Annotated in this window: 6 protein-coding genes; all 6 read left to right on the top strand. The window is 59.1% G+C overall.

The features are described 5' to 3' along the window. The first annotated feature begins 24 nt into the window (after positions 1–24). The 6 genes from bglX to J0X19_RS16705 all read left to right on the top strand — a co-directional run bounded on the left by bglX (position 25) and on the right by J0X19_RS16705 (position 13,007). On the top strand, positions 25–2,340 hold the full coding sequence (bglX, locus tag J0X19_RS16730) for a beta-glucosidase BglX (RefSeq protein WP_206985571.1): 2,316 nt from the start codon (positions 25–27) through the stop codon (positions 2,338–2,340). Positions 2,341–2,940: 600 nt separating this feature from the next. Further along, on the top strand, positions 2,941–4,803 hold the full coding sequence (locus tag J0X19_RS16725; RefSeq protein ID WP_206985570.1) for a cellulase family glycosylhydrolase: 1,863 nt from the start codon (positions 2,941–2,943) through the stop codon (positions 4,801–4,803). 41 nt (positions 4,804–4,844) lie between these two features. Then, positions 4,845–6,860 (top strand): 7TM diverse intracellular signaling domain-containing protein, encoded by a 2,016-nt coding sequence (locus J0X19_RS16720; RefSeq protein ID WP_206985569.1) that lies wholly within the window; start codon positions 4,845–4,847, stop codon positions 6,858–6,860. Positions 6,861–7,494: 634 nt separating this feature from the next. Continuing rightward, positions 7,495–10,488 (top strand): SusC/RagA family TonB-linked outer membrane protein, encoded by a 2,994-nt coding sequence (locus J0X19_RS16715; RefSeq protein ID WP_206985568.1) that lies wholly within the window; start codon positions 7,495–7,497, stop codon positions 10,486–10,488. Positions 10,489–10,602: 114 nt separating this feature from the next. Continuing rightward, on the top strand, positions 10,603–12,147 hold the full coding sequence (locus J0X19_RS16710) for a RagB/SusD family nutrient uptake outer membrane protein (protein WP_206985567.1): 1,545 nt from the start codon (positions 10,603–10,605) through the stop codon (positions 12,145–12,147). 38 nt (positions 12,148–12,185) lie between these two features. Continuing rightward, complete coding sequence (locus J0X19_RS16705; RefSeq protein ID WP_206985566.1) at positions 12,186–13,007, top strand: PKD domain-containing protein; 822 nt, start codon at positions 12,186–12,188, stop codon at positions 13,005–13,007. Positions 13,008–13,018 lie beyond the last annotated feature (11 nt).

Below are 13,018 nucleotides of genomic sequence, written 5' to 3'. Positions count from 1 at the left end.
CCCTACTCTTTTTTTCATTCCCACATGAAACACGCTTTCCAAACCGCTCTGCTTTTGTCGCTGGGGCTGCTGACGCCGCTGGCCCAGGCGCAAAAAACGGCCACCACTGTTTCGCCGGCTTCCCAGGACCCCAAGATGGATAAGTTCATTGCGGACCTGATGCAGAAAATGACGCTGGAAGAAAAAATCGGCCAGCTGAACATGATTACCGTGGGCTTCGACGTGACCGGGCCGGTGGTGAGCAAGGACGTGGACGCCAGCATCAGGCGCGGCAACGTGGGCTCGGTGCTGAACACCTTTACGCCCACCGCCGCCCGCAAGCTCCAGGAAATGGCCGTGAAGGAAACCCGCCTGCACATTCCGCTCATCTTCGGCTACGACGTCATCCACGGGCACCGCACCATCTTCCCCATTGCGCTGGGGCTGGCGTCTAGCTGGGACCTTACGGCCATGGAGCGCAGTGCCCGCATTGCCGCCGAAGAAGCCTCGGCCGATGGTATCAATTGGGTGTACTCGCCGATGGTGGACATTGCCCGCGACCCGCGTTGGGGCCGCATCAGTGAAGGCTCGGGCGAAGACCCGTATTTGGGCTCTCAGATTGCCCGCGTGATGGTGCACGGCTACCAGGGCGACGACCTCAAGAAAAACAACACCGTCATGGCCTGCGTGAAGCACTTCGCGCTGTACGGTGCCGCCGAAGCCGGCCGCGACTACAACACCACCGACATGAGCCTGGTGCGCATGTACAACGAGTACCTGCCGCCTTACAAAGCCGCCGTGGAGGCTGGCGCGGGCTCTATGATGTCGTCGTTCAACGACATCAACGGCGTGCCGGCTACCGGCAACAAGTGGCTGATGACCGACCTGCTGCGTACCCAGTGGGGCTTCAACGGCTTCGTGGCCACCGACTACACTGCCATCAACGAAATGACCGCCCACGGTATGGGCAACGACGCGCAGGTGTCGGCGCTGGCCCTCAACGCCGGCATCGACCAGGACATGGTGGGGGAGATTTTCCTGCGGAATCTGGCCCAGAACCTCAAGGACGGCACCGTGAAGCAAGAGCAAATTGATGTGGCCTGCCGCCGGATTCTGGAGGCAAAGTGGAAGCTCGGGCTGTTTCAGGACCCCTACCTGTACACCAACGAGAAGCGCGCCAAGCAAACCATGATGAAAAAGGAGTTTATTGCCGATGCCCGCGACATTGCCCGCAAAAGCATGGTGCTCCTCAAAAACAGCAACAACGCGCTACCCCTCAAAAAGACCGGCACTATTGCCCTGATTGGCCCGCTAGCCACCCGCCAGCGCGATATGATAGGCTCTTGGAGCGGCGCCGGCGACTGGAAACAGGCGGTTTCGTTGGAGCAGGGGATGAAAAACGCGGTGGGCAGCTCGGTGAAAATCGTGACGGCGCAGGGTGCCAACTTCACCGACGACGAGCAGATGATTGCCCGCCTCAACGCCCACGGCGGTGAGCTGAACGTGGACAAGCGCAGCTCGGAAACCATGATTCAGGAAGCGGTGCAGGTGGCGCAGGGTGCCGATGTAATTGTGGCCGCCGTGGGCGAAAGCCAGGGCATGACCGGTGAGGCCGCCAGCCGCGCCGACATTGGCCTGCCGGGCCAGCAGTTGGAGCTGTTGAAGGCCCTCAAGAAAACCGGCAAGCCGCTGGTAATTGTGCTGATGAGCGGCCGACCCATGACGCTGCCTTGGGAAGACAAAAACGCCGATGCCATCCTGGAAACCTGGTTTGCCGGTTCTCAGGCCGGTAATGCCATTGCCGATGTCCTGTTTGGGGCCTACAACCCATCGGGCAAACTCACGGCCACCTTCCCGCAGCACGTTGGGCAGATTCCGCTGTACTACAACCACAAAATGACCGGTCGGCCCTACGCCGGGGTAGCGCTGGACAAGTACAAGTCGCGGTATATGGATGTGAGCAACGACCCGCTCTACCCGTTTGGCTACGGCTTGAGCTACACCACCTTCCAATACGGCAAGCCCGAGCTAAGCACCTCCAGCCTGCCCATGAACGGCACGCTCGACGTGAAAGTGACGGTGCGCAACACCGGCAACTACGATGGCGAGGAAGTGGCGCAGCTCTACGTGCGGGACATGGTAGGCTCTATTACCCGGCCGGTTAAGGAGCTGAAAGGCTTCCAGAAGGTAATGCTGAAAAAGGGGGAAAGCCGTACGCTAACCTTCCGCCTGACCCCTGAGGACCTGAAATTCTACAACGCCGACCTGAAATTCGCGGCCGAGCCCGGCGACTTTCAGGTGATGGTAGGCGGCAACTCCCGCGACGTACAAATGGTGCCTTTCACGCTAACGGCGCAGTAAACTACAAGGAATTAGAATCCTCAACGTAGCACGGCGGCTCCAGTGGGGCCGCCGTTTTGCGTGTTACCGGTGGCTGCGCGAAAAATCCTGGCCTCCGCGCTACATCCTGCCTGCTTTGTCGGGCCGTAAATTATTTACGCGCGGCCGCATTTTTCTGGTTGTTTCTTATCTGCTGTAAGGCACTCTCTATACTATAGGTATATGCAGAGTGCTTCGGCGCCGGGTATGCCTGGGCGTGTGTGGTAAGCGTATAGCCGCGCGCCGTTGGGGTGCAAAAATGCCTTTTCAGAAACGTGGGATTAGGTTTCGGGGCTTGCTTTTTAGACGAACGGCTTGGTTATTTGGTGCGGTATCAGCGTTTAAGACGCCTTTGCGGAAGCCGTTTACCAACCGGCTGATTCCGCCCGCTGGCTTGCGTAGCTCCGCGCGCTCCTGCCGCTCCCCAACGAGCCTCCACCACACCACTTCGCCACCGTCACGAGCCGTCATTTGTTGGCTGTTGAGTTTGGCGTTGTTGGTGGCTGAGCCAGCTTTCAGGCTCCGGAGTGAAGCATTACCGCTAGAGTAGCTAGCCGCAACTGCCACCAACCCACCTCACATATGAAACGCGCCACCATCGGCTTTCCAGTTCAGCGCCGTACGCTAATGGGCATCGTGCTATGCGTAGGGTTGCTGCTTGGCCTGCTTACCGGCAGCCGGCCAGTAGTGGCGCAACAACTGAGCATGCTGCATGCGGCGGGTTCTAAAATACTGGATGCCAACGGCCGGGAAGTGGTGTTGCGGGGCTACAACGTGGGTGGCTGGCTGCTCCAGGAAAGCTACATTCTGCAAACCGACACGCTGGACTGCCAATGGCGCATCAAGCAGGGCCTGCTACGAACAATGTCGGAAGCCCAGATGGAGGAGTTCTACCGGCAGTACCGCGCCAACTTCATCACCAAAGCCGACATTGACTACCTGGCTAAACTGGGTTTCAACTGCGTGAGGGTGCCTTTTCATTATGATTTGTTTCTGACGGACGCCCAACGCCGGGCCCGTACCCAGGTGATGCGCAGCCCTCAGAACGTGGCCGGCTACGTGCAAAACCTGAGTAAGTGGTACGATGAAAACCAGCTGTTCACCGACAAGAACATGGAAGGCTTCCGGCAACTCGACAACGTGCTGAACTGGTGCGCCGCCAACAACCTCTACGTAATCCTGGACCTGCATGCTGCCCCCGGTGGCCAGGGTGCCGACCGCAACATCAACGACAACTTCGTGCCCCTCGACCTGTGGAAGCGCCGTGACGCCAAGGGCCGCCTTATCTACCAGGATGTTACCGTCCGCCTCTGGGAGAAACTAGCCGCCCGCTACCGCTCCGACGCCCGCATTGCTCTGTACGACCTCATCAACGAGCCGCATAAGATGGATGCAGCCAACGGGTTGTCGGGTGATAACCGAGAGCTAAGCGCCCTGTATGCACGCCTCATCAACGCGGTGCGGGCCCAGCACGACCAGCATATTCTGCTGCTGGAAGGCAACGGCTACGGCAACGAGTACACCAACCTCACGCCCGACAAGCTGGCCGTGCGCGACAAAAGCAATTTGGCCTACAACGCCCACCGTTACTGGTGCCCCAACGACCCCACCGCTACCGACCCCAATCCCAATCAAATCAATCTGTTGCACAACCTGGTGGCTTTCCGGGAACGGTGGCAGGTGCCGGTGTGGGTAGGGGAGACGGGCGAAAATTCCAACGAGTGGTTTGCCGCCGCTGTGCAGGGCCTCAACGCGCAGAACATCGGCTGGTGCCACTGGAACATCAAGCGGGTGAACAGCGCGGCGGGTTTGCTGCGCATAAAATCCTACGGCAGCCTGCTGACTGCGGAAGGCCGGGCGGCGCTGCTACGCAACGTGCAGTTCAGCAATTGTATCCCCAACCGGGACGTAGCCACGGCCCTCACGCAGACGAGCAGCTTCTCGGCGCCGTTTCTGCCACACGCCATTCCCGGTACCATTCAGGCTGCCGACTACGACCTGGGCCGCGCCGAGGTAGCCTACCACGACGCCTTTTCCGCCAAAACCGACTACCGCGACAATACCCCCTGGAACCAGGGCGGCGCTTACCGCAACGACGGCGTAGACATCAACACCAGCCCCGACGGCACCTTTGCGGTAAGCCACCTAACAACCGGAGAATGGCTGAATTACACGGTAACTGTAAGTAAACCAGGCGCCTACGATGTGCAGGTGCGCGTGCAAAGCACTGCGCCCGGCCGCCTCACGCTGAAAATGGAAGAAGCCACTATTGCTACGCTGCCCGTCAGCCAGGGTACTTCCCCTGAGCAATGGCAAACCCTAACGTTGCAGACGCAACCCTTGCCCGCCGGGCAGCACACCTTGCGGCTCTGCGTTGAACAGCCAGTGACGCAACTGGCGTGGCTGCGTTTCACTCCGGCAGCTGTAGTAGCACCCGGTGGATAGTAGGCACTTACTTACCGGCTTTTCGTACCTTCGGGAGCCTTATGAAATCTATCATACACTACCTTTTATTCGGTTGTCGCCGGTTGCTATTGCCTAGTGCTTTGTGGGTGTGCCTGTTGCTGACAATACCTTGGCAAGCCGCTGCCGCTCCAGCCCCCTCCGACACTATGCGGGTGCATGCCGGGCTGGAGGAGGTTTTCGTTGACCCGCTGTATTACAAGGTGCTGGAAGATTCGGCTGGCACACTTACGCTGGCCGATGTGCAGCAACCGGCCCGCGCCGCGCAGTTCGTCCGCGGCGACCAGGTGGCTACGAACATGGAGCATCCGGGGGCCGCGTACTGGCTCCGGCTGGTTGTGCAGGCCAAAGGGCCACTAACCCAGCACTGGTACCTCGAATTGTTCGATTCGCACACCAACGACATCCGGTTCTATCCGTTTGCCAGCGGCCCGCAAGGCATGGTGCACACCGGTGCCGATTACCAGCTGGATTCGCGCCGGTTTCCCTACAAGAACTTCCTGTTCCGGCTGCCGCTCGAAGCCAACCAGACCCACACGTTCTACCTGCGCCTGACGTCCAACTCCAAAACCAGCTTTATCAGCCGCCTGCGCACCGAGCAGCCCTTGGCCGTGCACTTCCAAACCGAGTACGGGCTGCTGGGCGCGTTCTACGGGGTGCTGCTGATTATGGTGGTGTACAATCTGTGCCTCTACCTGTTTATTGGCGAGCAAACCTACCTGCGCTACGTGCTGTACGTGCTCAGTTGTAGCCTGGTATTCCTGTCGGAAGATGGGCTGGGGTTTCAGTACCTGTGGCCGGCTTTTCCCATTCTGAATCAGGTGGTTATTGCCTGTTCGCCCATTCTGTTGCTGCTTACGTTCAGCTACTACGCCCGCCACTTCCTCGACTCGCCGCAGCGCCTGCCCGCCTACGATGCCTGGGTGCGCCGGGTGGTATTGGTGAGTGCCGGCGTGTTGCTCCTGGACACCATTTGGCTTCATTCGGAATGGGGCTTCTGGCTGTATCTGTTGCCGTATGGCATGATTTACTACGCTGCCTGGCAGGTGTGGCGGCACGGCTTCCGGCCGGCGCGGTTTTTCCTGCTGGCGCACGCGCTGGTGGCCATCAGTGTCGGCTTCCTGATTCTGCGCAAGCTGGGTATCAACACGTTCACCACCACGGCCACCGTGTACAGCATGAACGTGGCCTTCGTAATTGAGGTAGTAGTACTGTCGTACGCCTTAGGTGAGAAAATCAAAGGCATCAAAGACGCTACCATTCGGGCTCAGGACAAGCTGGTGAAGCAGTTACGCAAAAAGCATCAGGCGCAGGATATGCTGGTAGAGCAACTGCGGCAAAACCAGGAGCTTAAGGACCAGTTAAATACCGAATTGGAAGATTTGGTAGCACGCCGCACCAAAGAGTTGCACCAGCAAAGCGAAACCATTGCTGCCCAAAACCGGGAACTGCTGCAAGCCAACGGGTTGCTGGCGTTGCAGTCGGCGGCTATTGAGAAGTTAAATCTTGATTTGGAGCGCGACCTGCATGCTGCCCAAACCGCGCGGGTACTGTCCAAGGAAGTGGATTTCGGCGAGTTCAGCCAGATTTACCCCGATAAGGACGCCTGCCTCACCTATTTGGCCAACCTGAAATGGGCCGATGGCTACCACTGCCGCAAGTGCGGCCACGAGAAGTACTGCGACGGGCGGGAGCCTCATTCGCGCCGCTGCACCAAGTGCCGCTACGTGGAATCGGCTACAGCTTACACGCTGTTGCAGAAATGTAAGTTCTCCATTATCAAGGCCTTTTACGCCGTATTCCTGATTTACACGCACAAAGGCAGCTACTCTTCGCAGGAACTGTCCAGGGTGCTCGATTTACGCCAGGGCACGTGCTGGAGCTTCAGCCAAAAGGTGACGGATGCCATGCGCCGCCGCCGGTTAGCGGCCGACTTCGACGAAAGTGAGGGCTGGACCCATGTGCTACTGGATGCCACCGTGAGCAACGAAGAAGAGTTGGTATCGGAAGCCGAAGAAGTAGGAGCCAGGGGTAAATAAATGCTGGCTGACAAGACGCAAGAAATGTTGAAAAAAGTGGGCCGAAAAGTCCACTTTTTTCATTGTTTTTTAGCTGTTGACCATCCGTCATGGGAAGTGGCTTAGCAGCGAAATGGCCGAATAATAAGCGCAATTCGCTTGTGTGGTAAGTGTATAACCTGGTTGTGGCTAAGACGCAAAAACGCTTTTTCAAGGCTGCTAGGGCACTTTTTGCTATTGCATTTCCGCAACAAGCTCTGATATATTTGAGCACTCCTACCGGTTTTAGCTTCCGGGCCTGATAACGAGAAAGACGGTATCGAGTCCTTTACTCAGTAGAGCTTACCGTCACGCCAGCCGCTTTTGCGTGGTGTGCCTCCCTCATTACCAGCTGAGCAGGTTACTGCACTGCGCATCCAGCTTGGATACCGCTCTTCATCAGACAACCTTCAATGGTTTACCTGTTTTCGGCAGGCAGCATATACCCCACACTTACCATTTCCATAATTCCCACACACTCATGAAGCAAAACCTACACACTCAAACCCTACTGCGGCGAGCTATGTTGCTGGCGGCTTGTGGTGGGCCAGTGGTGGCCGCCCCTGCCAGCGCTGGTACCTCTTTTTTTAAGAGTGAGCCGGCAAACGATTGCGCTATGCTTGCCGAAGTACCGGTATCGGGCCGCGTAACGCAGTCGAACGGTGACCCGCTGCCGGGCGTAACCATTATTGTAAAGGGCACGACCGTCGGCACCTCCACCACGGCCGACGGCACCTTTACGTTGAACGCTCCCGAAAACTCCACGCTGATATTCAGCTACGTGGGCTTCGGCCGGAAAGAAGTACCCATAACCGGCGCTACGTCCAGCCTGTCGGTAACCTTGCTGGAAGACAACCGCGCCCTGAGCGAGGTGGTAGTAGTAGGCTACGGTACCCAGGAGCGCGGCAGCGTAACGGGCGCCATTTCCTCGGTAGGAGCCGCTGAAATTGTGCGCCAGCCAGTGCCCGATGTTACGCAGGCCATTCAGGGTAAAGTAGCGGGCGTAACCATCACCTCCAACGGCGGCGCGCCGGGTGGGGCTGCGGGTACGTCGGTGCGGGTGCGGGGTATTACTTCGGCCGGCAACAACAACCCGCTGTACGTGGTGGATGGCTTCCCGCTGCCCGATGGCGGCGACAACCAGCTGAACGCCATCAGCCCGAACGACATCGAAACCATTGACATTCTGAAGGACGCGTCGGCCACGGCTATTTACGGGGTGCGGGCGGCCAACGGAGTAGTTATCATCACTACTAAGCGGGGCAAAGCCGGCAAAACCACGTTCAACCTCGATGCTTACCGCGGCGTGCAAACCGTAGCCCGCAAGCTGGATTTGCTGAACGCCGAAGAGTACGCCACCATCAACAACGAGTCGTTGTTGGCAGCGGGCAAGCCGATTGCGCTGGACAAGCTGCGCGACCCTTCCACGCTGGGCGAAGGCACCGACTGGCAGGACTTGCTGTTCCGCCGCGCCAAGATTCAGAACTATTCGGCGTCGGCTACCGGGGGCAGCGAAAAATCCCGCTACGCGCTGTCGGGCTCCTATTTTCAGCAGGATGGCATTGTGCTGGGCACGCAGTTCGAGCGGTTTACGCTACGGGCCAACGGCGACGTGCAGGTAGGCCGGATGCTGAAGATTGGCAACAGCATCTCGCTCACCCACCTCAACGACCGGCAAGTAACCAGCAACGACGGAGAGTACGGCGCGGTGCAGCAGCTGCTGCGCATTCCGCCCACGGTGCAGCCCTACCGGCCCGATGGCTACTGGTACCAGCCCAACAGCGCCTCCGATAACTTCACCGAGGAAAATCCGCTGGCTACTTCGCAGCGCGTCAACCAGAAGTTCACCCGTAACCGGGCCATTACCACCTTCTACGCCGAGCTGGAGCCGCTCAAAGGCCTGCGCTTCCGCACCAACGTAGGCGCCGACTTGATTTTCGACAACTTCAACAGCTTCGCACCGAAAGGGCCGGAGCTGGCCGGTTACACCCAGCGCTACATCACGGCCGGGGCCTCTGCTACCTCCAGCTACGCCCCCAGCTACCTGATTGAAAACACGGCCACTTACGACCACCTATTTGCCGAAAAGCACCAGGTGACGTTCTTGGTGGGGCAGTCGGCGCAGGAGTTCAACTTCAGCAACGTGCAGGCCTACCGCTCGCTCTACCTGCGCAACGACCTGCAAACCATCAACGTCGGCCCTGTCAACTCCCTGTTGAACAACGGCGGTACCATCGACCCGCCCCGGCGTCTGGCCAGCTATTTCGGCCGCCTCAACTACGAGTTTGCCGGTAAATACATCTTCCAAGCCATTGCGCGCTATGATGGGTCGTCGCGGTTTCAACCCGGCGAGAAGTTCGGCTTCTTCCCTGGGGCGTCGGCAGGCTGGCGGATTTCCGAGGAAGGATTTTTGCAGGGCAACAACACCATCAGCAACCTGAAGCTGCGGGTCGGCTACGGGCGGGTAGGCAATGAGCTGAACGCCGGCCGCTTTGCTTACCTCTACACCATCAACTTTGGGGCGGTGTACCCATTGGGGCCGGATGGGGCCATCAATACGGGTGGAGCTCCTATTCGACTGCCAAACCCCAACCTGCGCTGGGAATACAACGACCAAACCAACGTCGGCATCGACCTGGGCTTGCTGGATAACCGCTTCGAAGCCAGCATCGACCTCTACAACCGCAACTCGCCCAACCTGATTGCGGGCGTGCCGCCGTCCTTGGTGTCGGGTACCTATGAGTCGGTAAACGCCAACGCGGCGTCGGCTTACAACCGGGGTATTGACGTAGGGCTTACCTCGCGCAACTTCACTGGCGCCGACCAGGGCCTGAACTGGACCACCATCTTCAACGTGTCGGCCTACAAAACCCGGCTGGAATCGTTGGGGGCCGGGGTGCCCTACAACGGCTTGGGCTCTCTTAGCGGTACGATTGTGCGCTACGACGTTAATCAGGCGTTCGGCTCGTTCTTCGGCTACGTGAAGGAAGGCTTGTTCCAGAACCAGGCCGAGGTAGACGCCGCCCCCCGGCAGCCCGGCGCGGCCCCCGGCGACATTCGCTACCGCGACCTGAACGGCGACAATGTTATTACCGACGCCGACCGCAAGTTCATTGGCAACCCGAACCCCAACTTCACCTTCGGCCTCACCAACAACCTGAACTTCCGCAACTTCGACCTGAGCTTCTTCATCCAGGGCGTGCAGGGCAACGATGTGTACAACCTCAACCGCTACATCACGGAAAGCGCCCTCTACAGCACCACCAACGGTACCACCCGCATCCTGAACCGCTGGACCGGCGAGGGAACCAGCAACGACGTGCCGCGCGCCATCAACGGCGACCCCAACAACAACCTGCGGGTGTCCACCCACTTTATCGAGGACGGCTCCTACGTGCGCCTCAAAAACCTGACGTTCGGCTACACCCTGCCCAAAAGCATCATGAGCCGCATTTCGGCCACCCAGATTCGGGTGTACTTCACGGGCCAAAACCTGGTTACGCTCACCAAATACACCGGCTTCGACCCCGAGGTGAGTGCCAGCGGCGTCGACCGAGGCATCTACCCCCAGACGCGGGTGTTCATGGGCGGCCTGAACATCGGGTTCTAACTGGTGGGTCATGAGTAATTGGATAAAGAATAAGTACTTGAAAAGCAGGTGCCTGACATCCTACTACTTACTGCCTACTACCTAAATCCATTTCAAATTCCCACTTACCTGATCATGACTATCTCGAAATTCACCTGCGGCGCCTTCCTGCTGTCGTTAGGACTACTGACTGGCTGCGGCGAAAAATTCCTGGAAGAAGCCCCCGCCGACCAGATTACCGATGCCAACTTCTACCAGAGCCAGCAGGACGCCATTCAGGCTACCACCGCAGCCTATAGCGAGCTGACCAAGGAAGGCCAATACAACCTTTCCATGTGGGCCTTTGACATCATGGCCGACATTTCGGTAACGGGCGGCGACGACGGCAACGACGGCATCGAGTACAAGCAGCTCGAAGCCTTCAACATTCCGTCCACCAACACCGTGATAAACCGCCTGTGGGGTGGCAGCTTCATTGGGTTGCAGCGCGCCAATCTGGTGCTGCAAAAGGTGCCCGGCATTGCCAACATGGACCCCGACATCAAGAAGCGCTGCCTCGGCGAAGCGCAGTTTCTGCGGGCCAAGTACTACTTCGACCTAGTGCGGGTCTACGGCGACGTGCCGCTGTTCACGGCCCCGCCGGCCAGCCCCGCGGCCGTAAATATTCCGCGCACTGCTGCTTCCGAAGTCTACAAGCAGATTGAGCAGGATTTGACCGACGCCATCGGCAACCTGCCGCCGTCCTACAGCGGCGCCGACCTGGGCCGGGCCACCAAATGGGCTGCCACTGGTTTGCTAGCTAAAGTGTACATCACCGAAGCTGCCATGGGTGACGCCAGTAAGAAAGCCCTGGCCGCCCAGCGGGCCCGCGAGGTAATCAATAGCTCTGGGAAGACGCTGTGGCCCAATTACGGCGACAACTTCAAGGTGGCCAACGAAAACGGGCAGGAGTCGCTGTTCGAGGTGCAGTTTATCAACGGCCGCAATGAGTACGACCGCAACAACGTGGGCTCGTCGATGAACGAGTTTTTCGGACCCCGCGGGGCCAACCAAACGCCCGGTAGCGGCTACGGCTTCAACATTCCGGAACCCGATTTCGTGAACGGCTACGAAGCCGGCGACACCCGCAAAGCCGTTACCATCTGGGTGCCCGGCGACGTGTACCCCGACGGTGGCCGGCAGGCTCCGCGGGCTACCGGCTCGCCGTTCGGCTACAACTGCAAGAAGTGGTTTATCGGCAAGGTGAACACCAACATCTGGGACTCGGGCCTGAACGTGCCGGTACTGCGCCTGGCCGAGATGTACCTGATTCTGGCCGAAGCCGTGGGGCCAACTACCGAAGGGCTGGAGGCCATCAACAAAGTGCGCCGCCGGGCGTTCGGTTTGCCTATCAACACGCCATCAGCAGCCCGCGACCTGACTTCCAGCACCACCGACTTCACGGGGGCCGTGCTGCGCGAGCGGAAATACGAGCTGGCGTTCGAGTTCGACCGGTGGTTTGATTTGAAGCGCTACAACGGCACGCAATACGGCTTGATTCCGGTGATGACGGCCCAGGCCGCCTACCTGCGCACTTTTGGCATCACCCGCGGCATCCCGACCGAGAAAAACCTGGTGCTGCCCATTCCGCAGTCGGAGCTGGATGCCAACCCCGGCCTAGTGCAAAACCCCGGCTACTAAGCCGTTCTTTCCCACGACTTCTCAGTGCTTCTTACCCCATGAACTATATCCTGAATAAAGCGACGCTGGCCGTACTGGCCGGCGCGCTCCTGCTCACTGCCTGCGACAAAGAAGACGAAGGCAAGCTGGAAGGCCCCAAGCCCGAGTCGAGCTTCACGGCCTCGGCGCCCCGCGTGGTGGGCCTCACCTCGGAAGTAACGTTTACGAGCACCAGCACCAGCCCGGATGCTTTCCTCTACCAGTGGGACTTCGGCGACGGTACCATTGGCTCGGGCAAAACCGTTACGCACGTCTACACCCAGGGCGGCACCTTTAAAGTGAAGCTGACCACGGCCGGCCGGGCCGGTACCACTGTTTCCGCCACCCAGGACGTGGTAATTGCCTCCACGCTCAACCTGGTGAACCAGCTGCTGACCGGCGGCTCGTCGCGCACCTGGATGATTGACAATGCCGCCAATGCCCCTATTACCGTGGGCACCGAGGCTGCTCCCGCCACTTACTTTGCTGGCGTTGCGGCCGGAGCCTTGCCTACCTGCCAGTCCGACGACGAATACACTTTCTCCACCAGTAACACGTTCACCTACAACGCCAAAGCCCAGACCTTCTCGGCGGCAGCCGGCTACATCTGCACCACGCCGGAGTCGGGCACGTCGCCGTTTGTATTTGCACCGGCCGTAGGCACTGGCTTGGCTCAGTTCACCTTGTCTCGTGCAGGTGCCTTCATTGCCGCCACCGATGCTTCGCCCACCGAGCGGGTGTACCGCATTCTGACCATCGACAGCCAGAAGATGACTTTGCGGGCCGGCAGCGGCCAGAACGGGGGCACTGTATTCACTATCAAAATGGTAGTGAAGCCGTAAGCGGCCTCCTG

The organism is Hymenobacter telluris, assembly GCF_017313265.1.
Lineage (GTDB): Bacteria > Bacteroidota > Bacteroidia > Cytophagales > Hymenobacteraceae > Hymenobacter > Hymenobacter telluris.
Note: the sequence above shows the minus strand (reverse complement) of the source record. Positions and strands in the feature narration are given on the sequence as shown.